The 24,951-nt window shown below is 63.3% G+C and carries 24 protein-coding genes; 13 read left to right on the top strand and 11 right to left on the bottom strand.

Annotation, left to right across the window (positions count from 1 at the left end):
- Nucleotides 1-2 precede the first annotated feature (2 nt).
- Nucleotides 3-1,103: a 3-oxoacyl-[acyl-carrier-protein] synthase III C-terminal domain-containing protein gene (locus PY254_RS06740; RefSeq protein ID WP_281014707.1), complete on the bottom strand. Its 1,101-nt coding sequence runs from the start codon at nucleotides 1,101-1,103 to the stop codon at nucleotides 3-5.
- Between the two features lie 68 nt (nucleotides 1,104-1,171).
- Here PY254_RS06740 and PY254_RS06745 point away from each other — a divergent pair, with 68 nt between their 5' ends.
- Together PY254_RS06745 and PY254_RS06750 are read left to right on the top strand one after the other, a co-directional pair.
- On the top strand, nucleotides 1,172-1,933 hold the full coding sequence (locus tag PY254_RS06745) for a helix-turn-helix domain-containing protein (RefSeq protein WP_281014708.1): 762 nt from the start codon (nucleotides 1,172-1,174) through the stop codon (nucleotides 1,931-1,933).
- 148 nt (nucleotides 1,934-2,081) lie between these two features.
- A complete protein-coding gene (locus PY254_RS06750; protein WP_281014709.1) occupies nucleotides 2,082-3,182 on the top strand; it encodes an NAD(P) transhydrogenase subunit alpha in 1,101 nt (366 codons plus the stop codon).
- Nucleotides 3,183-3,268: 86 nt separating this feature from the next.
- Here PY254_RS06750 and PY254_RS06755 read toward each other — a convergent pair whose 3' ends face one another.
- Genes PY254_RS06755 through PY254_RS06765 form a run of 3 tightly spaced genes read right to left on the bottom strand, consistent with a single transcriptional unit; the run spans nucleotide 3,269 to nucleotide 4,806 of the window.
- Complete coding sequence (locus tag PY254_RS06755; protein ID WP_281014710.1) at nucleotides 3,269-3,802, bottom strand: DUF3106 domain-containing protein; 534 nt, start codon at nucleotides 3,800-3,802, stop codon at nucleotides 3,269-3,271.
- Between the two features lie 3 nt (nucleotides 3,803-3,805).
- Nucleotides 3,806-4,219, bottom strand: coding sequence for a hypothetical protein (locus tag PY254_RS06760; protein ID WP_281014711.1), 414 nt, complete (start codon nucleotides 4,217-4,219; stop codon nucleotides 3,806-3,808).
- Nucleotides 4,216-4,806: an RNA polymerase sigma factor gene (locus tag PY254_RS06765; RefSeq protein ID WP_281014712.1), complete on the bottom strand. Its 591-nt coding sequence runs from the start codon at nucleotides 4,804-4,806 to the stop codon at nucleotides 4,216-4,218. The genes PY254_RS06760 and PY254_RS06765 overlap by 4 nt, the downstream gene beginning before the upstream one ends.
- A 132-nt stretch (nucleotides 4,807-4,938) precedes the next feature.
- Here PY254_RS06765 and PY254_RS06770 point away from each other — a divergent pair, with 132 nt between their 5' ends.
- Both PY254_RS06770 and PY254_RS06775 read left to right on the top strand, forming a co-directional pair.
- Nucleotides 4,939-5,244 carry an NAD(P) transhydrogenase subunit alpha part 2 gene (locus PY254_RS06770; protein ID WP_281014713.1) on the top strand — a complete coding sequence of 102 codons (306 nt, stop codon included), beginning with the start codon at nucleotides 4,939-4,941 and terminating at the stop codon, nucleotides 5,242-5,244.
- The gene (locus PY254_RS06775; RefSeq protein ID WP_281014714.1) at nucleotides 5,244-6,716 is read left to right on the top strand and encodes an NAD(P)(+) transhydrogenase (Re/Si-specific) subunit beta; all 1,473 of its coding nucleotides are present in this window, start codon (nucleotides 5,244-5,246) and stop codon (nucleotides 6,714-6,716) included. The genes PY254_RS06770 and PY254_RS06775 overlap by 1 nt, the downstream gene beginning before the upstream one ends.
- Nucleotides 6,717-6,794: 78 nt before the next feature.
- Here PY254_RS06775 and PY254_RS06780 read toward each other — a convergent pair whose 3' ends face one another.
- Nucleotides 6,795-7,238 carry a hypothetical protein gene (locus tag PY254_RS06780; protein ID WP_281014715.1) on the bottom strand — a complete coding sequence of 148 codons (444 nt, stop codon included), beginning with the start codon at nucleotides 7,236-7,238 and terminating at the stop codon, nucleotides 6,795-6,797.
- A gap of 204 nt (nucleotides 7,239-7,442) precedes the next feature.
- Here PY254_RS06780 and sufT point away from each other — a divergent pair, with 204 nt between their 5' ends.
- The 3 genes from sufT to PY254_RS06795 all read left to right on the top strand — a co-directional run bounded on the left by sufT (nucleotide 7,443) and on the right by PY254_RS06795 (nucleotide 13,531).
- Nucleotides 7,443-8,000, top strand: a complete 558-nt coding sequence (sufT, locus tag PY254_RS06785) for a putative Fe-S cluster assembly protein SufT (protein ID WP_281014716.1) — start codon at nucleotides 7,443-7,445, stop codon at nucleotides 7,998-8,000.
- A 517-nt stretch (nucleotides 8,001-8,517) separates the two neighbouring features.
- On the top strand, nucleotides 8,518-10,686 hold the full coding sequence (locus PY254_RS06790) for a M4 family metallopeptidase (RefSeq protein WP_281014717.1): 2,169 nt from the start codon (nucleotides 8,518-8,520) through the stop codon (nucleotides 10,684-10,686).
- 664 nt (nucleotides 10,687-11,350) lie between these two features.
- Nucleotides 11,351-13,531 carry a M4 family metallopeptidase gene (locus tag PY254_RS06795; RefSeq protein WP_281014718.1) on the top strand — a complete coding sequence of 727 codons (2,181 nt, stop codon included), beginning with the start codon at nucleotides 11,351-11,353 and terminating at the stop codon, nucleotides 13,529-13,531.
- Nucleotides 13,532-13,631: 100 nt separating this feature from the next.
- Here the strand turns inward: PY254_RS06795 and PY254_RS06800 are convergent, their stop codons facing one another.
- Nucleotides 13,632-14,123 carry an asparaginase domain-containing protein gene (locus PY254_RS06800; RefSeq protein WP_281014719.1) on the bottom strand — a complete coding sequence of 164 codons (492 nt, stop codon included), beginning with the start codon at nucleotides 14,121-14,123 and terminating at the stop codon, nucleotides 13,632-13,634.
- 177 nt (nucleotides 14,124-14,300) lie between these two features.
- The gene (locus tag PY254_RS06805) at nucleotides 14,301-15,944 is read right to left on the bottom strand and encodes an acyl-CoA dehydrogenase family protein (protein WP_281014720.1); all 1,644 of its coding nucleotides are present in this window, start codon (nucleotides 15,942-15,944) and stop codon (nucleotides 14,301-14,303) included.
- Nucleotides 15,945-16,046: 102 nt separating this feature from the next.
- Here PY254_RS06805 and PY254_RS06810 point away from each other — a divergent pair, with 102 nt between their 5' ends.
- Complete coding sequence (locus PY254_RS06810; RefSeq protein ID WP_281014721.1) at nucleotides 16,047-16,832, top strand: acyl-CoA thioesterase; 786 nt, start codon at nucleotides 16,047-16,049, stop codon at nucleotides 16,830-16,832.
- A 53-nt stretch (nucleotides 16,833-16,885) separates the two neighbouring features.
- Here the strand turns inward: PY254_RS06810 and PY254_RS06815 are convergent, their stop codons facing one another.
- Both PY254_RS06815 and wrbA read right to left on the bottom strand, forming a co-directional pair.
- The gene (locus PY254_RS06815; RefSeq protein WP_281014722.1) at nucleotides 16,886-17,257 is read right to left on the bottom strand and encodes a DUF2069 domain-containing protein; all 372 of its coding nucleotides are present in this window, start codon (nucleotides 17,255-17,257) and stop codon (nucleotides 16,886-16,888) included.
- Nucleotides 17,254-17,856 carry an NAD(P)H:quinone oxidoreductase gene (wrbA, locus tag PY254_RS06820; protein WP_281014723.1) on the bottom strand — a complete coding sequence of 201 codons (603 nt, stop codon included), beginning with the start codon at nucleotides 17,854-17,856 and terminating at the stop codon, nucleotides 17,254-17,256. The genes PY254_RS06815 and wrbA overlap by 4 nt, the downstream gene beginning before the upstream one ends.
- Before the next feature lie 120 nt (nucleotides 17,857-17,976).
- On the opposite strand from wrbA, the gene PY254_RS06825 reads away from it, so the two are divergent.
- The 3 genes from PY254_RS06825 to PY254_RS06835 are packed head-to-tail and all read left to right on the top strand — an operon-like array spanning nucleotide 17,977 to nucleotide 20,039.
- Complete coding sequence (locus PY254_RS06825; RefSeq protein ID WP_281014724.1) at nucleotides 17,977-19,254, top strand: YihY family inner membrane protein; 1,278 nt, start codon at nucleotides 17,977-17,979, stop codon at nucleotides 19,252-19,254.
- Nucleotides 19,251-19,736 (top strand): TlpA family protein disulfide reductase, encoded by a 486-nt coding sequence (locus PY254_RS06830; RefSeq protein ID WP_281014725.1) that lies wholly within the window; start codon nucleotides 19,251-19,253, stop codon nucleotides 19,734-19,736. The genes PY254_RS06825 and PY254_RS06830 overlap by 4 nt, the downstream gene beginning before the upstream one ends.
- Before the next feature lie 36 nt (nucleotides 19,737-19,772).
- Nucleotides 19,773-20,039: an acylphosphatase gene (locus PY254_RS06835; RefSeq protein WP_281014726.1), complete on the top strand. Its 267-nt coding sequence runs from the start codon at nucleotides 19,773-19,775 to the stop codon at nucleotides 20,037-20,039.
- A gap of 12 nt (nucleotides 20,040-20,051) precedes the next feature.
- Here the strand turns inward: PY254_RS06835 and prfA are convergent, their stop codons facing one another.
- Both prfA and hemA read right to left on the bottom strand, forming a co-directional pair.
- Nucleotides 20,052-21,131 (bottom strand): peptide chain release factor 1, encoded by a 1,080-nt coding sequence (prfA, locus tag PY254_RS06840; protein WP_281014727.1) that lies wholly within the window; start codon nucleotides 21,129-21,131, stop codon nucleotides 20,052-20,054.
- A 66-nt stretch (nucleotides 21,132-21,197) separates the two neighbouring features.
- A complete protein-coding gene (hemA, locus tag PY254_RS06845) occupies nucleotides 21,198-22,469 on the bottom strand; it encodes a glutamyl-tRNA reductase (RefSeq protein ID WP_281014728.1) in 1,272 nt (423 codons plus the stop codon).
- Nucleotides 22,470-22,637: 168 nt separating this feature from the next.
- Here hemA and PY254_RS06850 point away from each other — a divergent pair, with 168 nt between their 5' ends.
- Both PY254_RS06850 and lolB read left to right on the top strand, forming a co-directional pair.
- Nucleotides 22,638-24,320, top strand: a complete 1,683-nt coding sequence (locus PY254_RS06850; RefSeq protein ID WP_281015175.1) for a tetratricopeptide repeat protein — start codon at nucleotides 22,638-22,640, stop codon at nucleotides 24,318-24,320.
- A complete protein-coding gene (gene lolB, locus PY254_RS06855; protein ID WP_281014729.1) occupies nucleotides 24,317-24,928 on the top strand; it encodes a lipoprotein insertase outer membrane protein LolB in 612 nt (203 codons plus the stop codon). The genes PY254_RS06850 and lolB overlap by 4 nt, the downstream gene beginning before the upstream one ends.
- Nucleotides 24,929-24,951 lie beyond the last annotated feature (23 nt).

Below are 24,951 nucleotides of genomic sequence, written 5' to 3' on the forward strand. Positions count from 1 at the left end.
GCTCAGTACCTCAGGACGGCGCCGCCGAAGGACAGGCCTGCGCCCGAGCCAACCAGCGCCATCAACTCTCCGCGACGAATTCGCCCGGAAGTGATGGCGTGATGCAAGGTGACCGGGATCGATGCCGCCATCTGATTGCCATGTGTGGCCAGTACCTTCACCAGCATGTCGGCCGGCAGTTTCAGTGCGGATTCCAGATGCGCCAGCCCCTTCGCGCTGGCCTGGTGCGGGATGATGCAGCGCAGTTGGGTCAGGCTGACTTGTGCGCGCTCAAACAGCTTGTCCAGAAAACCTGGCAGGCGTTGCGCGGCCATGCGGTAGGTCGCGCGGCCCTGCATTTCGAAGCAGGCACCTTGCAGAAACTCGGCCAGGTGGGTGCGTGGCCGAATCCGCGTTCCGCCGGATCGCACCTGGCACAAATCCGCGCCGGCCGAGTAGGTTTCGAAATGCGTACCCAGCAGCTCGGCGCCGTCCGTTCCTTCCGCTGCGCCCAGCACCACGGCGGCAGCACCATCGCCGAAGAGCATGGCGGTCTCCGCATCGTCTTCACGCAAGCCGGCTGATGGAATCTCGCTGGATACGATCAGCACACGCCGATAGCGCCCTGCCGCGATAGCCATGCTCAGCAAATCCAGTGCGGCGAGAAAACTGAGGCAGGTCGCATTGATGTCAAACGCAGGAATGCCGCTTTCCGCAAGGCCGAGTTGACGCTGGATCAGCACGCCCGAGCAGGGAATGGCCTGCTCCATCACGCTGCACGCGGACACGATGCAATCAAGCTCGCCGGCCTGCATGTCAGCGGCCTTCAGCGCCGCTCGCGCCGCCATGGCGCCCATCGATGATGTGGTCTCATGATCTCCGGCGTAGTAACGCCGTTCGATACCGGCATGTTTCAAGGTCCAGCCGGTGGCTTTTTTCCAGCGGCGATCCAGCGCGTGTGATTCGACACAGGTGGCGGGGACATGCTCGCCGGTGCCGAGAATCCGCAGCGGAAGCGCGTTGGATCGATTTTCTGTCTGCACGATGCCTGAGCCCGAAGTGAAAGCGTTGAATGGAGCGTGCATGGTGCGGCAGGCGCTGTGCAAGCTGGCCTGGCAATCCATCGTTCCATCATCCCGACAGCGTCATATATTGATACTCTTCTTTCCGATGGTATCGATGGGAGACGCAGATGGCCGGTTCCACCGCGGTAGTGCAGGCGATTCGAACCATCCTGCGCGAGCGAGGCATGACTTACCGCGACCTTGCCGGATTGCTCGGCCTGAGCGAGCCGACCGTCAAACGGGATCTGGGCCAGGGTAACTTCTCGCTGCGCCGGCTTGATCGAATCTGCGAGGTTCTTGCCGTCACGGTGGAGGATTTGATTCGCAACGATCGCCCGTTCAATACGGCCTTGACCGAACTGAGCAAAAAGCAGGAGGCTGCCCTCGTTGCTGACGGAAAGTTGCTGCTGGTCACGTATCTGATCGTGAACGACTGGCGCTTCAACGAGATGATGGCGACGTTCCGGATTGACGAGAATGAGCTGATCTCGCTGCTGCTGAAACTGGATCAGCTGCGGATCATCGAGTACCGGCCGCCCCGGCGAATCAGGAAACTGACGGCGCGGAATTTTTCCTGGCGCAAGGATGGGCCGGTCGAAGGCTTCTTTCTATCTCGCGTATTGCCGGAGTTTTTTGATGGGCCGTTCGACGGCGCTGGTGATGCGTTCCACTTCGTCGGCGGAACCCTTTCCGAAGCCTCGCGCGCTCGCATGAAAGTCGCCGTAGCACGCCTCGTGGAGGAATTCGAGCAACTCGCCCGCAATGATGCCCGCTTGCCACTGGAGACTCGTGATGGTTGCAGCGCAGTGATTGCGTTGCGTAAATGGGAATTTTCCGAGTTCACTGTATTGCGGCGTTCCGGCAAAAGCACTGCTTATCCATCGAAATAGAAGCGGCCGCGACGCATGCCGTGGCAGCATGTGCTGGCAACACTGCGAGCGGCTGGTTGATGGAGTCTTCGAGGGCAGGTGACCCGATCGACGCGAAGTTGTTGAACTGGCTCTAAGATGTCCCAACCACTCCAGAGGGAACCGCGCCATGCCGATTACCGTAGCCGCTTTGTGCGAAACCGCCCTCGGCGAGCGTCGTGTGGCGATCACCCCGGAGATGGCGAAGAAAATGCGCGCCAAGGGCTTGCGGGTTTTCCTTGAGCATGACGCCGGGCGCGCAGCAGGCTTTCCTGATGCCAGTTATGTGGATGTCGAGTTTGCCGACGCTGCAACGGTGCTGGCTGAAGCTGATCTGCTGACCTGCGTGTTGCCGCCGGACGATGCGGTGTTTGCCGGCCTGCGCGAGGGCAGCGTGGTGGTTGGTCAGTTACGGCCTTATGGTGCGGCGGAGCGCCTTGCTGCGCTGACGGCGCGCAAGTTGAGCGCGTTCTCGCTGGAGCTGTTGCCGCGCACCACGCGTGCCCAGGCGATGGATGTGCTCAGTTCGCAAGCGGCGGTGGCAGGTTATCGCGCCATGCTGATCGCGGCGGAGGCGTCACCAAAATTCTTCCCGATGCTGACCACGGCGGCTGGCACGATCCGCCCGTCGAAGGTGCTGGTGATCGGCGCTGGCGTGGCGGGCCTGCAGGCGATCGCCACGGCGCGCCGGCTCGGTGCACAGATCGAAGGCTATGACGTGCGTCCGGAAACGCGCGAGCAGGTCGAGTCGCTGGGTGCGAAGTTTCTGGAACTGGGAGTCAGCGCGGCAGGCAGCGGTGGTTATGCCCGTGAGTTGTCCGCTGAAGAGCGCGCTGCGCAGCAGCAGGCGTTGGCCGATCACCTGAAGACATTCGACGTGGTGGTCAGTACCGCCGCGGTGCCGGGACGACCAGCGCCGAAGATCATTACCGCAGCGATGGTCGAGGGCATGAAGCCCAGCGCGCTGATTGTCGACCTGGCGGCCGAGAGTGGCGGCAACTGCGACCTGACCCGACCGGGTCAGCGGATTGAACACGGCGGCGTGGTGATTTTCGGACCGCTGAATCTTCCAGCAGGCGCGCCGTTGCATGCGTCGGAGATGTATGCGCGCAACGTGTTCAACTTTGTTGAACTGCTGGTACGCGATGGCGCACTGAAGCCTGACTTTGATGACGAACTGGTTGCGAAAAGTTGCGTGAGCCATGCCGGCGAAACGCGCTTCGCGGGCTGACCACGGCTTGAGTCACACCCACATGGCGTAGGACGGACCCCGTCCGTCGATACGTCGTCGGCGAATTGGTTGGGTGGGCGCCCGCGCTACACCGGGTGCCCCGCTGTTGAAGGGCGATTCTGGCCTCGTTGTTCTTTCCATTGCTTGCGCTGCTCCGGCGACATTTCGCGCCAGCGCCGCATCAGGTTCTCGCGTTGGGCTGGCGGCAGTTTCTGGAAACGATCGTAGGTGGAGTGCAGTTGCTCGCGTTGCTGCGCAGGCATCTGGTGAAACTTGCGCATGTTTTCACGGGCCTGTTTGCGCTCGGCGGGCGTCATTTCCTGCCAGTGGGCGATGTGTTGGGTGACTGCTTCACGCTTTTCCGGCGGCAGCGTGGCCCAGTGTTCGGCACGCTGCAGCATCCGCGCCTGCTTGCGCGGTGGCATGGTGTCCCATTCGCCCTTGAGTGGTGCCAGCACATCACGCTGGGACGCATCCAGACTGGTCCACGGATGTGGCGCCGAGGCCTGATCGCGCGGTGGTGGTGGCGCTGCATTCTGCGCATGCAGCGCGGGGGCTGTCATGCCGCCGAGCAGGGCGGCAAACAGCAGGGGCAAGATCGGGCGAAGGATTCGATTCATGGCTCAGTGGGTTGCCGGCGTGCTGTCGGTACTGGCCAGCCAGTCGTAGAAGTCCAGGTTCTGGTAGAGGTTCGGATCGGTTTTGTCGGCATCGGGCGGCAGTTCGGTATCGGCGTCGTCGATGTTGCTGCTGACGGCCTGCGTCGCTGTTTGTGTGCCTTGCTGCGGCAGCGGTTGCCACACCATCAGCGCGGCGAGCGCGATCACGGCAAAGGCACCCGAGGGAATCAGCCAGCGGACGGTGTGACGTACCGGCTTTTCCGCGGACTGAAGTGCCTCGCGACGGGCCGCGCGCAGTCGACCGGCCGTTACCGGATCGATCTGATGAGCTGCTTCGCGCCAAAGCTCGCGGGCGCGCTGCTCAAGATGGTTATCGGGACGGTTTTCGTCCTGCCTGTTTTTATCCAGCGAATTCATCGCCAGTCCTCCAGTAGGTCGCGCAAATGATGCATTGCGCGGGACAGATGGGTTTTCACGCTGCCTTCGGAGCAGCCCATGGCGCGCGCGGTTTCGGCGACGTCGAGTCCTTCCAGCATGCGCAGCATGAAGGCCTCGCGCTGGCGCTGCGGCAATTGCCTGACCGCCGCCGCCATGTCGGCGTAGGAGGCTGAGTCGTGCAGCCGGCCCAGTGGGTCCTGGCCGGGGTCGGCCGGTTCCCACGCGGGCAGTTCGTCACCGTCGCCATCGTGGCCACCGCCGAGCCAGCCGACCACGATTGAACGCACCTTGCGCCGACGCTGCAGGTCAACCACGCGCCGGCGCAAGATGCCCCAGAACAACGGCGCCCATTCAGTCGCCGGTTTGTCCCGGTAGTGCTTGACCAGGCGCAACATGGCGTCCTGCACCGCGTCCATCGCGTCTTCGCGGTGGCGCAACTGCAACTCGGCCATGCGGAACGCGCGCCGTTCAACTTGCGCCAGAAACGCGTCCAGCGAAGCGGGGACTTCGCGGACATCGTCCAGCGTCCCGGCGTCGAGTGTGCCGACCGCACTGTTCACGGACATCGTCTCCGCGTCTTCGGGTGAACCATCGTCGGGCTCCAGCGGTGTGCTCCCTGTGCTCAACGCGGCAGGCTCGCACGGGTTGACTGGCACCCGTATGATGCAGGCTCAACGGTGTTCCGACGGGGTGGGGTCATGATCGACGGGTTCCTGGCGCTGTATATCTTCATGCTGGCCGCGTTTACCGGCTATGAAATCATTGCGCGGGTGCCGGTGATCCTGCATACGCCGCTGATGTCCGGGTCCAACTTCGTGCACGGCATTGTGCTGGTTGGCGCCATGATTGCGCTAGGCCGGGCGGAAACGCCGTTCGAGATCACCATTGGCTTCATTGGTGTGCTGCTGGGCGCGGGCAACGCCGCTGGCGGCTACGTGGTGACCGAGCGGATGCTGGAAATGTTCAAGTCCAGCAAGCCGGACGCCAGCAAGGGGAGCAAGTGATGACCTGGCTTCCGGATGTGATTAGGGATGATGTGATCAAGGCCTGCTATTTCCTCGCGGCCCTGCTGTTCATCCTAGGACTGAAACGCATGAGCTCACCGCGCACGGCGCGCGGCGGCATCGTCTGGGCTGGCTACGGCATGTTGCTGGCGGTGCTGGCCACGTTCTTCCTGCCGGACATGCACAACCGGGGGCTGATCATCGCTGCGGTGCTGATTGGTGTAAGTGCCGCGTGGTGGACCGGCCGGCGCGTGGCGATGACGGCGATGCCGCAGATGGTGGCGCTGTACAACGGCATGGGCGGCGGTGCGGCGGCGGCGATTGGCGCGGTCGAGCTGATCGGCTATGCACGTGGGCTGGGCATGCTGCATGCCGTGCCGGATACCTCGCCGCTACGCCCGGAAGCCTGGGCAGTGAACGGTTTGCCGCCGGCGCTGACGCCGATTGAGCTGACCTTGGGCGTTCTCGGTGCGCTGATCGGTGCGGTGAGCTTCTCCGGTTCGCTGGTGGCGTTCGCCAAGCTGCAGGGCTGGATGGACAAGCGCTTCGTGTTTGCAGGGCAGCGTGCAGTCAACATGTTGTTGCTGGCCGCCGCCGTGGTGGTGGGTTTCATGCTGGTGCTGGGTCAGGCCAGCCTGCCGCTGATCCTGGTGTTCTTCGCGCTGGCGCTGTTGTTCGGCCTGTTGATGACGCTGCCGATCGGCGGCGCCGACATGCCGGTGGTGATTTCGTTGTACAACGCGTTCACTGGCCTGGCGGTGTCGTTCGAGGGCTTCGTGCTGGGCAATGAGGCGATGATCATTGCCGGCATGGTGGTCGGCGCGGCCGGCACCTTGCTCACGCAGTTGATGGCCAAGGCGATGAACCGCTCGATCGGCAACGTGCTGTTCGGCAGCTTCGGTGCCAGCGGTGGCGAAGCGCAGGAAATCAGTGGCGCGCAGAAGCCGATCGACGGCGCCGATGCGGCAGTGATGATGGCGTACGCCGAGCGCGTGGTGATCGTGCCCGGCTACGGCCTGGCGGTGGCGCAAGCGCAGCACAAGGTGTGGGAATTCGCCCAGTTGCTGATCAAGCGCGGGGTGAAGGTGAAGTTTGCGATTCACCCGGTGGCGGGCCGCATGCCCGGCCACATGAACGTGCTGCTGGCCGAAGCCGGCGTGCCGTACGACCTGATCGCCGACATGGAAGACATCAATCCGGAGTTCGCGACGACGGACGTGGCGTTGGTGATCGGCGCAAACGACGTGGTCAATCCGCTGGCCAAGACCGATCCGGCTTCACCGATCTACGGCATGCCGATTCTCGACGTGGGCAATGCGAAGCACGTCATTGTCATCAAGCGTGGCAAGGGCACCGGCTTTGCCGGCATCGAGAACGCGCTGTTCTACGCCGACAACACGCGCATGTTGTACGGCGATGGTCAGGCCGCAGTGAGCGAGCTGGTGACCGGGCTGAAAGACGTCGACAGCTGATCTACCTTCGGTGTCGCGTGGGCAAGATCCGCCAGGTCTTTGCACCATCACCACCGATAGCGTCGGGCCGTGCCCGCCCTACGACAGCTTCGATGAGCGGGGGCGCGGCTGGCGCCAGGCCAGCCACGCCGCCAGCAGCATGCCGATGGCGGCATAAACCAAATCGGCCGGCGACAGAGCCAGGCGGGTGAGCTGCCACAGCATGCCGACGCCCGCCGTCTTCATCGCGTCGATCAGCCCGATACCCATGTTTCCGGCAACCAGCACGCTGGCGATCAGCATGTTGACGTAGAACGTGGCCAGCAAGGTCGCAGCGGCGGCCAGCAGGGCCGCGCCCGCGCCTGCCGGCCGTACGCTGGTGCGGATGGTCAGCGCAAGCAGGGCGCCGATGGGTAGTGCCAGCCAGGGTGCCGGGTGACGCAAGTACATCGCGGCAACCATCCACACCGCACCACCCGCCAGTCCCAGCATGGCGGCGCTGAACAATGCCAAGGTGTTCACCATTGAGGCGCGTGCGCTCATCGGCGGCGCCGGGTCAGCAGGGCAGGAAACATGCAAATTCCATACGGACGAAGCGTTCATCATAGCTTGCTGTAGAGCTTGCGCCCGTGGCCTCCGGATGGTGGAGGCTGATCTGGGACAAGCGGTCGAGCGCCGCGGCCGGCATAATAGGCAGCTCCGGGTTCGACGCATGGGCGCACCCACCGATACAGAATTGAGGTTGGCATGAGTGGTTTCAGTCTGAGCAGCGAGCCGTTTACCCTGGTGCGCGATTGCAACGCCGTAATGGTGCCGCAGGGTGAGCAGGTGACACTTCCCGCGGGCCAGATTGGCTACATTACCCAGGCCCTGGGTGGCAGTTTTACTGTCTACGTGGAAGGCAATCTGTTCCGCATCGCCGGCGACGACGCCGATGCGCTGGGCAAGCCGCGACCGGAGCCGATCGTGGTGGCTGCGAATGCCACCAACGAGGATGTCGAGAAACTGGCATGGGATCAGCTGCGCTCCGTGTTCGATCCAGAAATTCCGGTGAACGTGGTTGAGCTGGGGCTGGTCTACGACCTCAGTCTGGAGCAACTGGAATCCGGTGAGCGCAAGGTCTACGTGAAACTTACCCTGACTGCGCCGGGCTGCGGCATGGGCGACATCCTGGTTGACGATGCGCGCACCAAGCTGGAGATGATTCCCACCATCAGCGAAGCCGAAGTGGATCTGGTGTTCGATCCACCGTGGTCGCATTCAATGATGTCGGAAGCAGCGAAGCTTGAAACCGGCATGCTTTGATCCACTGAATCCAGCCGTCGTGACTGCTGAGGTTCGCGTACAGGACAGATTTTCCTCGCGGTGAAAATGATGCTTTTGAACAGCGTGCAACGCGCTCTTCGCTCGTCGAAATGTCTTCGATGTGGGCATGCGATGGAATCGGCAAACGTCATTTTTACCGGGTTTTCGCGCCATCCTCACATTTCCATCCGCAGCACATGGCTGGTGTGACTCGTGTCGCGCGGGATAGGAAAAAATCGGATTGTTGCGATCGTCATCGCGGCATAAGGTAAAGCGATCCGCCACCGGGGAGGTTGGTGGATGATCCTTTGGCGACGTCATCGTCGTTTTGCAGTTACGCGTCCACGCAATGCCCGCACAACGGAGTGTCAGGGGGAAGGCGTCGCGGTACGGACGTAGTTTGGGATCGCTAGACAGCAGTTGAATCAAGGGGCCGTGTTTTGCACGGCAAATCTGAATGGGGTCGACCAGGCCGCATAGGGCTCGGTTATCCCAAAATTGTCTAGGAGTTATTTCAATGCCCAACCATTACCGCCTGAAATTGCTGGTAGCAGCAATCGGCATGGCTACAGCATCGTTGGCCACGGCCGCCACCACCAAAACCTTGCACGCACAAAATCTCGGTGCCGTACCGGCTAGCACGCTGGCGGCACAACTGAACCTCGGCCAGGACATGTCACTCGTGGCGCGCAGCTCGGTGGCAATTGCCAACGGCCACAAAGTGGTGCGTCAGCAGCAGATGTATCGCGGCGTGCCGGTGTACGGCCGCAGCATTGCGGTGGTGCAGGATGCGCAGGGCAACGCGTTGCGTGCCTCGGGTGAATTGATGCAGGACGCCCAGCTGGGGCTGAGCTCGGTTTCGCCGAAATTGAATGCCACTCGTGTGCTGTCGGCGCTGCGTGCACACGCGCACACCACGCTCGTCGGTGGCGCCAGCATCAGCAACCAGAAGACGGATCTGTTCGTCTACCCGCAGGACAACGGTACCGCGCGTTTGGTCTACCGGGTGTCGTACTTCGTCAACGGCGCCAACCCGTCGCGCCCGACCGCGATCATCGACGCCAACACCGGCGAAGTGATCCAGAGCTGGAACGGCCTGACCGACGCGTCAGCCACCGGTCCAGGCGGCAACCAGAAAACCGGCAAGTACCTCTACGGTACCGACTACGCCGCGCTCGATGTGACCCAGTCCGGCAGCACCTGCACGCTGCAGAATGCGAACGTCAAAACCTACAACCTCAACCACGGCACCAGCGGTGGTTCGGTGGTCAGCTTCACCTGCTCCAACAGCGATACCGACGCCACCAACGGCGCGTATTCGCCGGTGAACGACGCCCATCATTTCGGTGGTGTGGTGCATGACATGTACAACGCCTACACCGGTGCGCCGCCGCTCAACATGCAGCTGCGCATGAATGTGCACTACAAGAGCAACTACGAGAACGCGTTCTGGGACGGCTCGGCGATGAACTTCGGCGATGGCGCCAGCACGTTCTATCCGCTGGTCTCGCTGGACGTGACCAGCCACGAAATCAGCCATGGCTACACCGAGCAGAATTCGGGCCTGCAGTACACCGGTCAGTCCGGCGGCATGAATGAAGCGTATTCGGATATCGCCGGCGAAGCGGCCGAATTCTATGACCGTGGCGCGGCCGACTTCCTGGTCGGCGAGGACATCGTCAAGGCCAGTGCCGGCATCGGCAATGCACTGCGCTACATGTGCAATCCGCCGCAGGATGGCGGCTCCATCGACAACGCGGCGAACTACACCTCCAGCCTCGATGTGCATTATTCCAGCGGCGTCTACAACAAGTCGTTCTGCCTGCTGGCCAAGACCAGCGGCTGGGATGTGAAGAAGGCATTTCAGGTGTATGCGCTGGCCAACAAGTCGTATTGGACGGCGACCTCCACCTTCAACTCCGGCGCCTGCGGCGTGGAGTCGGCGGCGACCGACCTGGGCTACAACGCGAATGACGTGATCGCAGCGTTCAGTGGCGTGGGCGTGACTTGCCCGGGTACGGGCGGCGGTGGCGGCGGTGGCACCGGTGGTGGCACCACCGAGCTGCAGAACAACGTCGGTGTGAGTGGCGTGTCGGCGGCGACGGGTGCGGACAGCAGCTACTTCATCACCGTGCCAGCCGGTGCCACCAACCTGGTGATGTCGATCTCCGGCGGCACAGGTGACGCGGATCTGTACACCAAGGCGGGCAGTGCGCCGACCACCAGCAGCTACGACTGCCGTCCGTACAAGACCGGCAATTCGGAAAGCTGCAGCGTGGCCTCGCCGGTGGCCGGCAAGTACTACGTCAACGTGCATGCCTACGCCGCGTATTCGGGCGTGACGGTGAAGGCTTCCTACACGACTGGCGGCGGTGGCGGTGGTGGCGGTGGCAGCAATACGGTGAACCTGCCGACAGTGAGCACCGGCAATTGGTCACCGGTCTACACCGAGGTGGTACAGGCCGGTCATACCGCGACCTTCGCGATCTCCGGCGGTTCCGGTGATGCGGATTTGTATGTGCGAGCAGGCTCGGCGCCGACGACCAGCTCTTATTCTTGCCGTCCCTACAAGACCGGTAACAGCGAGAGCTGCAGCTTCACGCCGTCGACGACCACCACCTACTACATCAAGGTGCGGGCGTATCAAACGTTCTCAGGTGTGACGCTGAGCGAAACGATGAACTGAGGTAGCTTGAAGCTGCGTCGGGATCACCGGCGCAGCCTTGGTGACCGTTCCAACGAGAACCCCGGCTTCGGCCGGGGTTTTCTTTTGTGATCGGAGTTGTGCGAAATGCTTGTGTGCTGGCATGGCAGGATTCCAGCGAAAAACGCGAGCGTCGATCGCACGCGTGATCGCACAACAGCGAGCTGGCGCAGACGACTGACTTCGGCGCAGCAAAAGCTTTCTAGCCAGCCATTCCAGCGGTTGTCGACGACTCGACGGCTTCGGGCCGCCGTCATCATCATCGTCACGGCCACTGACTTTTCTTCACGTCAATGCAGCTGCTCTGTAGCTCTAGAACCGTCCACCGCCAAGCTTGTGACGTCGGTCACTCGGGATAGGAAAAAATCAGATAGCTACTCTGCTTGCCAAGGCATAACGTGGCGCATCCGCGATCGGGGAGATCGGCGGATGATCCTTTGGCGACGTCATCGTCGTTTTGCAGTTACGCGTCCACGCAATGCCCGCACAAGGGAGTGTCAGGGGGAAGGCGTCGCGGTACGGACGTAGTTTGGGGTCGCTAGACAGCACACGAATAGAGGGCCGTGTTTTGCACGGCAAATCTGCATGGGGCCCTTGTGGCCGCATCGGGTCCGCTTGTCCCTAAAATTTTGTCTAGGAGTTTTCAATGCCCAACCATTACCGTCTGAAATTACTCGTTGCCGCCATCGGCATGGCTACCGCTTCGGTCGCCACGGCCGCCACCACCAAAACCTTGCATGCACAAAATCTCGGTGCCGTACCGGCCAGCACGCTGGCGGCACAACTGAACCTCGGCCAGGACATGTCACTCGTGGCGCGCAGCTCGGTGGCAATTGCCAACGGCCACAAAGTGGTGCGTCAGCAGCAGATGTATCGCGGCGTGCCGGTGTACGGCCGCAGCATTGCGGTGGTGCAGGATGCGCAGGGCAACGCGTTGCGTGCCTCGGGTGAATTGATGCAGGACGCCCAGCTCGGGCTGAGCTCGGTGGCGCCGAAATTGAATGCCACCCGTGTGCTGTCGGCGCTGCGTGCACACGCGCACACCACGCTCGTCGGTGGCGCCAGCATCAGCAACCAGAAGACGGATCTGTTCGTCTACCCGCAGGACAACGGTACGGCGCGTTTGGTCTACCGGGTGTCGTACTTCGTCAACGGCGCCAACCCGTCGCGCCCGACCGCGATCATCGACGCCAACACCGGCGAAGTGATCCAGAGCTGGAACGGCCTGACCGACGCGTCAGCCACCGGTCCCGGTGGCAACCAGAAGACCGGCAAGTATCTGTACGGCACCGACTATGCCGCGCTCGATGTGACCCAGTCCGGCAGCACCTGCACGCTGCAGAATGCGAACGTCAAAACCTACAACCTCAACCACGGCACCAGCGGTGGTTCGGTGGTCAGCTTCACCTGCTCCAACAGCGATACCGACGCCATCAACGGCGCGTATTCGCCGGTGAACGACGCCCACCACTTCGGTGGCGTGGTGCATGACATGTACAACGCGTACACCGGCGCTCCGCCGCTCAACATGCAGCTGCGCATGAATGTGCACTACAAGAGCAACTACGAGAACGCGTTCTGGGACGGCTCGGCGATGAACTTCGGTGACGGCGCCAGCACGTTCTATCCGCTGGTCTCGCTGGACGTGACCAGTCACGAAATCAGCCATGGCTATACCGAGCAGAACTCCGGTTTGCAGTACACCGGCCAGTCCGGCGGCATGAACGAAGCGTATTCGGATATCGCCGGCGAAGCGGCCGAATTCTATGACCGTGGCGCGGCCGACTTCCTGGTCGGCGCGGACATCGTCAAGGCCAGTGCCGGCATCGGCAATGCACTGCGCTACATGTGCAACCCGCCGCAGGATGGCGGCTCCATCGACAACGCGGCGAACTACACCTCCAGCCTCGATGTGCATTATTCCAGCGGCGTCTACAACAAGTCGTTCTGCCTGCTGGCCAAGACCAGCGGCTGGGATGTGAAGAAGGCGTTCCAGGTGTATGCGCTGGCCAACAAGTCGTATTGGACGGCGACCTCCACCTTCAACTCCGGCGCCTGCGGCGTGGAGTCGGCAGCGACCGACCTGGGCTACAACGCGAATGACGTGATTGCAGCGTTCAGTGGCGTGGGCGTGACCTGCCCGGGTACGGGTGGCGGCGGTGGTGGTGGCGGTACCGGTGGTGGCACCACCGAGCTGCAGAACAACGTCGGTGTGAGTGGCGTGTCGGCGGCGACGGGTGCGGACAGCAGCTACTTCATCACCGTGCCAGCCGGTGCCACTAACCTGGTGATGTCGATCTCCGGCGGCACGGGTGACGCGGATCTGTACACCAAGGCGGGCAGTGCGCCGACCACCAGCAGCTACGACTGCCGTCCGTACAAGACCGGCAATTCGGAAAGCTGCAGCGTGGCCTCGCCGGTGGCCGGCAAGTACTACGTCAACGTGCATGCCTACGCCGCGTATTCGGGCGTAACGGTGAAGGCTTCCTACACGACTGGCGGCGGTGGCGGTGGTGGCGGTGGCAGCAACGTGCTGCAGAACGGTGTGCCGGTGACCGGCCTGGCCGGTGCGAACAGCCAGGAGCTGAGCTACACCGTCACGGTGCCGTCAGGCAGCAGCCTGTCGATCGCGATGTCCGGTGGCACGGGTGATGCGGATCTCTACGTGAAGAAGAGCTCGGCGCCAACCACCAGCAGCTACGACTGCCGTCCGTACAAGACCGGCAATGCCGAATCCTGCTCGTTCAGCGGTGCTTCGGGCACGTATTACATCAAGGTGCGTGGCTACGCTGCTTTCTCCGGCGTTTCACTGAAGGCCAGCTGGTAAACCCCCAGACGGGTCAGGGATGATCCGTCGTTGTACTCAAGGAGCTGTGGTTGCAAAACGGGCCCGGTCGAATCGACCGGGCCCTTTCATTTGCGGAGCCTCAGCCGCTCACTTCTTCAAAGCGATTCGCGTCACGGTTCTTGCGCACCTTGGCCGGGTCCCACACGCGACCGTTCATGGCGATGTAGACGCCATCGGGCAACGTTTGCACGGCAGCCACCGCGCAACCGATATTGAACACCGCATCGGAACCCTGGAAGCGCGCTGGATTCAGTGCGCCGGTCAGCACGATCACCTTGCCCTTGATGTTGGCCAGTTCGCGTGCCGTCTCGACCATGGTGTCGGTGCCATGAGTGACCAGCACATGGCGGTGCGGTTGTGCCTCGATCGTCGAACGCACCAAGGCGCGATCGTCGGCGCCCATGTGCAGGCTGTCCTTGCGCAGGATCGGAATCACGTCGAAGTCGAAGGCGACGCCGAGATGGCCGAGGATCTCGCCGATCTGCGGCGCACCGATCTTGTAGTCGGACTTGTCGTCGAAGTAGATCTTGTCGATCGTGCCGCCGGTGGTGACGATGGTCAGATGCTGCATGTCGATGGCCGTTGAGAGAATCCGCGCATTTTAGCCCGTGCTGAGATCGGTGTGCCGGCAGGCGCCTGTTGGCTGGCGATTGCCACGACGCCGCTAGGAGCCCGCTGGCGGGCGATGCGGTGTCCTTGCCCGAGGCAAGAGCATCGCCCGCCAGCGGGCTCCTACGCCAGGTAACCTCTATCCCAGCAGCAAAGCCGTGTTGTCGACATCCGGCGCGACCAGTCGATCCAGTCCTCGCCCGACGAACCGATGGAGCGCGGCAGCGGGACGCGGATCGGCATGCTGGCTTGACCAGCTGGCCTGTCGCGCCAGCAACGCTGCGGCGGCACAGCGCGCCAGCGTGAAAGCGAGGCCGCGTGCGCCGGCTTCCAACTGGTCGCGTGTGGATGCGTGCTGGTCGAGCCAGCGTGCCGCTGCGTCCAGGGTTTGCCGGATCGCGCTGACGGCATGCATATCGTCGTTGCGCTCCAGCCAGGCCGCGCACGTGGTGCGCAGCGCTGCCAGGTTGTCGCCGGCCAGTGCGCGCAAGGTGTCCAGCGACAGCACATTGGTGGTGCCTTCCCAGATCGCGTACACCTGCGCGTCGCGAAGAAGTTGCGGCAGGCCGGTGTCCTCGATGTAGCCGGCACCGCCGAAACATTCCAGTGCTTCGGAACTTATCTGCACTGCCAGCTTGCCGGTCCACAACTTGGCCAGCGGGGTCAGCAGACGTAACGCAGTCGCCTCATGCGGCTCGGCGGCCTGCTGTTCGACCCGGCCGAGCAGATGCGCCACTTCGAAGGCCAGTGCGAAAGCGCCTTCGAACTCTGCCTGCATATCGGCCAGCGTGTGTGCGTGCAGCGGCTGTTCGATCAGCGGCCGGCCGAAAGCCTGCCGTCGCGTGGCGAAATCGCGCGCCAGACTGATCGCGCGCGCCATGCTGGCGACTGCACAGATCGTGTTCCAAGTGCGGGTAACGTTGAGCATCGGCGCCACCTGACGCACACCGTTGGCAAGCTCAGCCAACGGCCACGCGGGCAGTCCGTCGAGATGGATTTCTGCGGTGGGTAATTCCTGCGTGCCGAGTTTGTCTTTCAGCCGGTCGATCTGCAGCTGCGGCTTGCGCTGCGCGCCGTCCATCGTTTCGACATAGAACAAAGCCAGCGCGGCGGTGCCACGGGATGCTGCCCCTTCGGGACGAGCCAGCGCGAGCGCGGCTTCACCGACCACCGCCGAGCTGAACCACTTGCGCCCGTAAAGTCGCCATTGACCCTCGCTGTCCTGCCGCGCGACGGTTTCGGTGTTACCCACGTCTGAGCCGCCGTGGGTTTCGGTCATCCACTGCCCGCTGAGCCAGAGTGTCGAAGCATCGCGGCTCAGGAAATGCGGCAACGCGCGTTCGATCAACGCCTGATTGCCGGACGCCTTGATCGCGGTGGCCGCACCATCGGTCATCGCCAGCGGGCAGGTGTAGAACTCACTGGCCAGGTGATACAGGTAGACCCGTGCGAACTGCTCCAGCCGCGCGTGTTGATGGTTGGCGTGGCCGGCAGCGAGCACCGCGTGGCGAGTCGTCATCGATGCGCCTTCCTGCCACGCCGGCGTCAGTTCGATGCGGTCGACCCGGCGCCCCCACGCATCCCACTGGGTCAGCACTGGCTTGCGCCGCGTCGTGGTGCATACGCGCTGCCACGCGATCTGCGCGTAATCACCCAAAGCATCCAGATCGACGTCCAGCGTCGCGCGCCGCTCGGTGGGCAGCGCGCGATCGAGCAGCGCCAGCAGCGAACGGTCGCTGCGATACGGGTGAGAAAGTTGCGGCGGATCCTGCAGGAAGGCCATGGCGTGCTCCATCCGAAATCGAGGTGTCGAGTATAGGCACGCAGGCATTCGACGCGTGGTACTGGCATCATCGAACGTCGTTCCCCGATGCAGGCGCGCCTCATGCGATTTTCCGAAGCGATGCACAGTGTCACCCGCCACGGTGACGGTTGGCGGGCTTCGGTGAGCGAAGACTGGCTGCAAGGTCGCAGCGCCTTCGGTGGCCTGCAGGCAGCGCTGGCCCTGCGCGCCATGCGCGACCTGGTACCTGCAGACATGCCGCTGCGCAGCCTGCAAACCACTTTCGTCGCGCCGGTACCGGCTGGCACAGTGAGCATCCGTGCGCAGTGTCTGCGCCAAGGTCGCAGCGCGATCCAGGTCGAGGCCAGCCTGTGCGATGGCGATCAGACATTGTGTCGGCTGATCGGCGTGTTCGGCAACGCGAGACCGTCAGCCCTGGATTTCCAACCTGTGCAAGCGCCGGTGGAAAACGCGGCGGCGCCCGAGCTGCGCTACAGCGAAGGCCGCATGCCAGCGTTCACCCAGCACTTCGCCGCACGCTGGTTGCGCGGCGACCTGCCATTCAGCGGCGGCCAGCAACGCGAAAGCGTGTTGCAGCTTTCATTGCGCGACGAAGGTCCCGTTGACGAAACCCACGTGCTGGCCTTCGCCGACTTCATTCCGCCGATCGCCCTGTCGATGTTCGCCGCACCCACACCTGGCAGCTCACTCAGCTGGATGATCGAGCTGCTGCGCGATCGTTATGACGATCTCGGCACGGACAACTGGCGCGTCGACGCTGAACTCATTGCCGCTCGCGATGGTTACACCCATCAGAGCGTGATGCTGTGGGGGCCGCGTGGCGAAGCGGTCGCGCTGAGTCGGCAGAGCATGGTGGTGTTTGGGTGAGGGTGGCTACTGGCGCTGGCGTGGCAAACAAGCCGGATTCGTTCCTTCAAGCATCAGACGGTATGCGCGCGGTCCGATTTGCGCTTCACCCCAGCCCCCAGCACCCCGATCAGCAACACGGTCAGCACTATCTCCGCCACCCCCAGCCAGCGCTCCGTCGGCGAACTCCACGCCTCGGACACGCCGTGACAGAAGTAAAACAGACTGAGGATGCCGACCCAGAGCAGGGCGCGGCGCACGTCGCGGATGGCGAACAGGGGCAGCAATAGCGGGACGACGGTGATTCCCAGCAGCAAGCTCATTGGCATCTGCTGCGGCGGTACCAGCCAGGCGTGCCAGGCGAACTGCAACACGATCAGCAAGGCCCAGGCGATCAGGCCGATGCGGTAGACGGGCAGGATGGGAGTGCGCGCTGCGGTGCTCATGGGGTGATTACCAGTCGGCGGGCCACGTCGGCGAGTCGGCGGCCCAGCGCGCGGGCCAGTTCGCGTTCGTGTTCGCTGATCGAATTTTCACCCTTGGGGCCGGCGACATGGCTGGCGCCGTAAGGTGTGCCGCCGGTCTGGGTGATGCTGAGCGAGGCTTCGGTGAAGGGCAGGCCGACGATCAGCATGCCGTGGTGCAGCAGTGGCAGGGCCATCGTCAGCAAGGTGGATTCCTGACCGCCGTGCATCGTGCTGGTGGAGGTGAACAGCGCGGCCGGCTTGCCAACCAGGGCACCGCTGGCCCATTCGGCGCCGGTGCTGTCGAGGAAGTGTTTCAGCGGGGCGGCCATGTTGCCGAAGCGGGTCGGACTGCCCATGGCCAGGCCCACGCAGTCGAGCAGGTCCTGCTTCTGCACGTAGGGTGCGCCGTCCTCCGGTTCGGGCGGCTGGGCAAGTTCAGTGACCGGAGCAACCGGCGGCACCTGGCGCAGGCGTGCGCGCATGCCGTCGATTTCCTCGATGCCGCGGGCGATCAATCGCGCCAGTTGGGCGGTGTGGCCGCTGCGGCTGTAGTACAGGACCAGAACTTCGTGATTCATGCGGCGTCGACTCGGGCGTTTGAGGCTTTCACGGCCAATACGCTAGTGTACCGGCCGACACCCACCATGTTGGTGGCTTGTCGTTGGCGCCCGCTGCGGGCCGCTGACGAAAGGACAGTGATGATCCGGCGTTTCAATCGCGACCGCACCAAGACGTTCAGTCGTTTCATCTGGCAGCGCTTCGTCGATGACAAGTGCTTCGAGACGGCCGGCGCGTTGTCGTACACGACGCTGGTATCGCTGGTGCCGTTGACCGTCGCGGTGCTGGCGATGTTCTCGGCCTTTCCGGTGTTCCAGCCAGCACGCGATACCTTGATCAACTTCGTGTTCAACAATTTTGTCCCGTCGACCGGCGTAGCCGTGCAAAAGACGATGCTGGGTTTCGCAGCGAACGCGAGCAAACTCACCGGCATCAGTATCCTGGTGATGCTGTTCAGCGCGCTGTCGATGATGATCAGCATCGAAGATCGCTTGAACCGGATCTGGCGCGTGCATCAGGCGCGCGGTTGGGGTTCGCGTCTGCTGCTTTATTGGGCCGCGTTGACGCTGGGTCCCGTGCTGGTGGTTGGTGGCATTGCGGTGACCTCCTATGTGACCGCGGCGCCGCTGCTGCACAGTGCGGTCGATCAGTTTGATGCGATCACCCAGGGCTTGCTCAGCACGCTGCCGTTCGTGGTGACGTTCTTCACGCTGTGGCTGATGTATGCGGTGATACCCAACTGCAGGGTGTCACGACGCGATGCGGCGATCGGCGCGTTGCTGGGTGCGGTGTTGTTCGAGATCGCGCGCTGGGGTTTCGGCCAGTTCGTGCTGCACGCGCAGACTTACCAACAGATTTACGGCGTGCTGGCAGCAATCCCGATCTTCCTGTTGTGGATCTATCTGTCGTGGGTGATCGTGATTCTTGCCGCGTCGATCGCCGCTTCGGCTTCGGCGTTCGAATACCACGCGCCGAAGGAAACCCTGCCCGAGGGTGCCGAGTTTCTCGGATTGCTGGTGGTGCTGCGGCATTTTGTGGAGGCTCAGCGTTGTGGCGAGTGCGTCGACCCAGCCGACTTGCGCGTGCGCGAACCGTATTTGCGCAGCGCGCTGATCTCGGCGTATATCGATGACCTGGAACAGGCTGATTTGATCCGCCGTGGTGAGACGGGTGGCTGGCTGCTCAGCCGCAGCCTGGACAGTGCCGATTTGCTGCGGGTTTACCGACATACTGCCTACCGCCTGCCGCTGCAGCCGGTTCAAGAGGCCGCTGGACTGGGCATCGAATTGCCGGCGGAATTGCTGGCCATGCTGGCAGAGCTGGCCGGCGAGCTGCAGACGAAGTTGGGTGCCAAACTCAACGAAATCTATCCCCCGGCCGTCGACACGGCGGCTGACACCGAGGAACTTCCCGCATGACCTTGCTGCGCTCCCCCTTCTTCCGCTCGGCGGTGATTGGCCTGACGTTCGCCTTCGGCGTTTCGGCCCAGGCGGCCATGCCGGAGCAACCCTCGCTGCACGTCACCACGCTGGATGGCAAGACGTTCGATCTGTCGGCGCAACGCGGCAAGTGGGTGATCGTGAATTACTGGGCGACCTGGTGCGTGCCGTGCATCAAGGAGATGCCGGACATTTCGCGCTTTGTCGCCAGCCACAAGAATGTGGTGGGCATCGGCCTGGCCTATGACGACAGCGAAGCCGCCGATATCAAGGACTTCCTGGTCAAGCATCCGGTGGTGTATCCGATCGCCCAGGTCAGCATGGAGAACCCGCCAAAGGATTTCGACGAACCGCGGGGCCTGCCGACGACTTATTTGATCAGTCCCGATGGCAAGGTCGCCAAACACATCGTCGGTCCGGTGACCGAAGCGTCACTGGCCGACATGATCGGCGCGAAGTGACATTCGGTAACCACCAGAAATGACGAGGCTGCCGTGATGCCCACTGCGAAGTTCATGGTCAGCGGAAAAGTGCAAGGCGTGTTCTATCGCGCCAGCACGCGTGAGCAGGCGCTGGCGCTCGGCGTTTGCGGATACGCGAAGAATAGAGCCGATGGCAGCGTCGAAGTGCTGGGCAGTGGGTCGGAGGCTGCGCTCGACGCGCTGGAGCGCTGGTTGCGAAGAGGGCCACCGATGGCGGCGGTCGAGGCATTCAGTCGTGAGGATTTGCCGGAACGGCCGTTGCACGGTTTCCAGATCAGCTGATGTTTTCGGGCGTCAGCCGCCGCTGAGTGCCTGCAGTTGATCGGCCTGGTGTTCGCGGGTCAGCGTGTCGATCAGTTCAGCCAGGCTGCCTTGCATGATCTCGCTGAGGCTGTACAGGTTCAGGCCGATCCGATGGTCGGTGATCAGGTTGTCCTTGTAGCGGTAGGTGCGAATGCGCTGGCTGCGGTCACCGGTGCCCACTTGCAGCCGGCGCGACTCGGCTTGTTCGGCGGTCTGCTTGCTGCGCTCGGCGTCGAGCAGACGCGCCTTCAGCAGGCTCATCGCGCGAGCGCGATTCTTGTGCTGGCTGCGTTCTTCCTGACACTCGACTACGGTGCCGGTGGGCAGGTGGGTGATGCGGATGGCCGAATCGGTTTTGTTGACGTGCTGGCCGCCGGCGCCTGAGGCGCGGAAGGTGTCGGTTTTCAGGTCGGCGGGGTTGATCGTGATGTCGTCGATCTCGTCCTGCTCGGGCAGCACCGCTACCGTCGCGGTGGAGGTATGTACGCGGCCTTGTGACTCGGTGACCGGCACCCGTTTCACGCAGTGAGTGCCGGATTCGAATTTCAGTTGCGAGTAGGCACCGGCGCCTTCCACGCGCGCCACGATCTCGCGGTAGCCGCCGTGTTCGCCGGCGTGTTCGTTGAGAATCTCCACATGCCAGCGGCGACTTTCGGCGTAGCGCAGGTACATGCGGAACAGGTCGCCGGCAAAGATCGCCGCCTCATCGCCGCCGCTGCCGGCGCGTACTTCCAGGTAAAGGTTCGCCTGATCACGCGGATCTTTCGGCAACAGCAAGACCTGTAGCTCGCTGTCCAGATCCCGCAGCCGTTGTTCCAGTCGTTGCGCATCGTCGACGGCCATTTCGCGCAGTTCGGGATCGTCCAGCATGACCCGGGTTTCGGCCAGATCGCGTTCGGCAGCAGCGTGCTCGCGCAGCGATGTGGCGACCGGTTCGAGCTGGGCGTATTCCTGGGAAAGCTCGCGAAAACGGTTGTTGTCGGCCAGCACCTCGGGTTGCGACAACAGCAGGCTGACTTCCTGATGGCGCTCGGCGAGTGCTTCGAGTTTTCGTCGGATGGAGGGAGTCATGGGCGAGGAGTGAGTGGAGAGGAGTGAGAAAAGAGTGAGGGCAGGGGCGGTGCTTGCTCTATTTTCTCACTCCTCTCCACTCATTTTTTCATCCAGACCATACAGCCGTCCCGCCGCGTGCAGCAGGTCGAGATCGCCGTTCAACGCCGCCTCGCGCAGACGTGCGCTGGGGTGGTGCAGCAACTTGTTGGTCAGCGTGTTGGCGAGGAATGCCAAGGCCTCGTCGGGCGACTTGCCGTGGGCCAGCATGGCGCGGGCCTTGATCAATACTTCGTCGCGATACACCTCGGCATGCTGACGCATGTCCAGCGCCGGGTTGTGCACGGTCAGCGCGCGGCGCCAGGCCATGTAACGATCGACCTGCAGGTCGATGATCGCTTCGGCGTCTTCCGCCGCGGCGGCGCGCGAGCGTAGATTGTCGTCGATCACCTGGCGCAGGTCGTCGATGCCGTACAAATAGACGTCCGGCACTTCACTCACGCTGTCTTCGATATCCCGCGGCACGGCGATATCGACCATGAACATGGGCTTGCGTCGGCGCGTGATCATTGCCTGTTCGACCATGGCGCGGGTGACGATTGGCTGCCGCGCAGCGGTGGAGGAAATCACGATGTCCGCCTCGGCCAGATGTTGCGGCAGGTCGGCCAGCGCGATCGCGTAGCCGCCGTAACGGCCAGCCAGTTCCTGCGCGGTTTCCGGTGTGCGGTTTGCCACGATGATCCTGCGCGCCTGTTTTTCAGCCAGGTGCCGCGCGGCCAGTTCGATGGTGTCGCCGGCGCCGATCAGCAATACGCAGGCCTGCTTCAGGTCGGTGAAGACCTGTTCGGCCAGGCGTACGGCGGTGAATGCCACCGACACCGTGTGCGCGCCGATGCGGGTATCCGTGCGCACCCGCTTGGCGACCGCGAAGGTTTGCTGCAGCAGGCGGTCCATCGGTGCCTTCAGCGACTGCGCGCCGCGCGCCATCTGGTAGGCATCCTTCACCTGACCGAGGATCTGCGGTTCGCCCAGCACCATCGAATCGAGCCCGGTGGCGACGCGGAACATGTGGCGCACGGCGTCATCTTCGTCGTGTCGATACAGGAACTCATCCAGCTTGCCGGGGGTCAGATGGTGATGACGATTCAGCCACGCCCGCGGAATGTCCTCGGCACCGGCCACCGTACCGACGTACAACTCGGTACGGTTGCAAGTGGACAGGATCATCGCTTCTTCCACGCCGGGCTCGTTGACCAGCGCGCGCAGGGCATGGCCCGCGGCGTCCGCGTCGAACGCCACCAGTTCGCGCAAGCTGACTGGCGCGGTGAGGTGATTGAGCCCGAGGGCGATCAGCGGCATGGTGGTCGGGAGTTCTCGGCGGCGGCAATCTGGCGGCGTAGGCTAAGCTTGGCGCAACGCCGCGAAGTGGTGACTGGCAAGGTCAAAACAGGCATGTGGATGGAGAGTAGTGTGCGCAGCGGGCCCGGCAAGTTCAAGCAAGTGCGGCATTTTACGGCAGTGGCGGCAATGGCGCTTGGTCTGGCGGCCTGTGCGGTGGCGCCGGTACGGACCACACCGAAGGCGATCACGCCGGCGCAGCCGTTGGCGCGGCTGGTGGTGGCTACGCCGGACGCCGACCACGACGTGCTGGCGCAACTGCTCGCCGGCGAAATGGCGTTGACCCGTACCGACCTCAAGGCGGCGGCCAGGCATTACGCCAAGGCCATGGCCTTGAGCAACGACCCGCACGTGGCGGAGCGGGCGGCCGGACTGGCGATTGCCGTGCATGACGACGCCACCGCTCAGGCCGCGTTGCAACGCTGGCAGGCGTTGGGCGCCAAGCCAGCGGCGATGGCTCAGGCGCGCGCGCAACTGGCGCTGGATGTGGGCGACACCGCCGAGGCACGACGCCAACTGGAACTGCTGCTTGGCAGTGATGAGCACGACGCATGGCGCCAGTTTGGTCGGGTGCTGGTGGGCGCACGTGATCAGGCCCAGGCTGCCGGCCTGCTGGAAACCCTGGCTACGCCGCAACGATTGCCAGCCGATGCCCAGGCGTGGCTGGCGATGAGCGAACTGGGTGATCGACTGGGCCGCCACGCCTATGCCGTGCAAATTGCCGAAGCGGCGATGCAGCGGTTCAAGACCGCCGAGACCTACGCGTGGACCGCGCAACTGAAGTTCAAGGACGGTGACCGTGCGGGCGCCGCCGTGTTGCTGCAGAAGGCGCTGACCCGGGAGCCGAACAACATCCAGCTGCGTCTGGCTTACGCCGGTGTGCTCGGCCAGTCCGGCGACTATGCCGGCGCCAGCAAGCTGCTGGAAAAGGGGCCGCAAAACGCTGACGTGTACGCGATGCGCGCCGGCATGGCCGCGCACCTGCATGACGACAAGGCGTTGGCCACGTTGTATCGCCAGTTGCAGAAAGCGCCCGCTGATGTGCGTGAGCACAGCGCCTACCTGCTCGGCCAGTTGGCAGAAATGCAGAAGCGCCCGGCCGAGGCCTTGGCCTGGTACGACCAGGTGGGCGATGAAGACGAGCATGCCTTCGATGCCGACTTGCGCAGTGCATTGATCCTGCACGGGCAGGGCAAGCGCAGTGATGCCCATGCCTTGCTGGAGCAGTTGCAGTTGGCTTATCTCGACCATCCCACGCAGTTGCGCCAGGCGTGGCAGGCCGATGCCGAGCTGTATCTCAACGAGTTGAATTACGCCAAGGCGGAAGCTGCTTTCAGCCGCGCATTGCAGGTGGTGCCGGATGATCCGGGCCTGTTGTATGGCCGTGGGCTGGCTTATGCCGAAGGTGGTCAGATTGATCAGGCGGTGCAGGATTTCGAACGCTTGCTGAAAATCAAGCCGGGCGATATTGATGCAAGCAATGCGCTCGGTTACACGCTGGCGGATGCGAACCGTGACCTGCCCGAAGCGGAGCGTCTGATCAGCAGCGCACGTGCGGCCAAGCCCGATGATCCGGCAATCGCCGACTCCTGGGGCTGGCTGCAATATCGGCTGGGTCATCTCGATCAGGCCGTGCAGACACTGCGTGGCGCGTGGCTGGCGCGCAAGGATGCGGACGTTGGCGTGCATCTGGGTGAAGTGCTGTGGCAGCAAGGTCACAAGCAGGATGCGCAGCAGGTCTTCGACGAAGTGCGCAAGCTGGATCCGCACAACGGCAATCTGCAGCAAGCGCTGAAGCGGCTGCATCCATGAGGCGCTGGCAGTGCGTTCTGGTCAGCCTGCCGCTGCTCCTGCTTGCGGCCTGCGTGCCGCCGCAGGCGGTACGGGTGAAGGGTGATGCCGGTCTGTTCAAGGCCCAGCTTGCGCGCGAGCAATTGCTTGCGCAGACCCGTCACTGGTCGTTGCAGGGACGCTTGGGGATTTCCAATGGCAAGGACGGTGGCAGCGGCAGCTTCAGCTGGAGCCAGAATGGTGAGCATTATGAGTTCACCTTGCGCGGACCGGCCATCAGCGGAATGAACTTTCGTCTCACTGGCGGTCCCGAGGGCGCGGTGCTGGAAGGCGTGGAGCACGGGCCGCTGCGTGGGCCGGACGCCGAGGCGCTGATGCGCAAGGCGCTGGGCTGGGAAGTGCCGCTGCGCGACCTGCGCGCCTGGGTGCTTGGCATGCGCGCGGACAGCGGTCCGGCCGAGTTGAGTTTTGGCGAAAACCATTTGCCTTCGCTGCTGCAGCAGGATGGCTGGGCGGTCGATTATCGGCAGTGGGATGAAACCCGCCAGCCCCCATTACCGACCAAGGTGTTTGCGGCGATGCCGCCGTACAAGGTGAAGCTGTCAATTGAATCCTGGCAGTTTCAGTAAGCCGCCCCGCTTGGGTTAGGCTT

Source organism: Rhodanobacter sp. AS-Z3 (assembly GCF_029224025.1).
In the GTDB taxonomy this organism is placed as follows: domain Bacteria; phylum Pseudomonadota; class Gammaproteobacteria; order Xanthomonadales; family Rhodanobacteraceae; genus Rhodanobacter.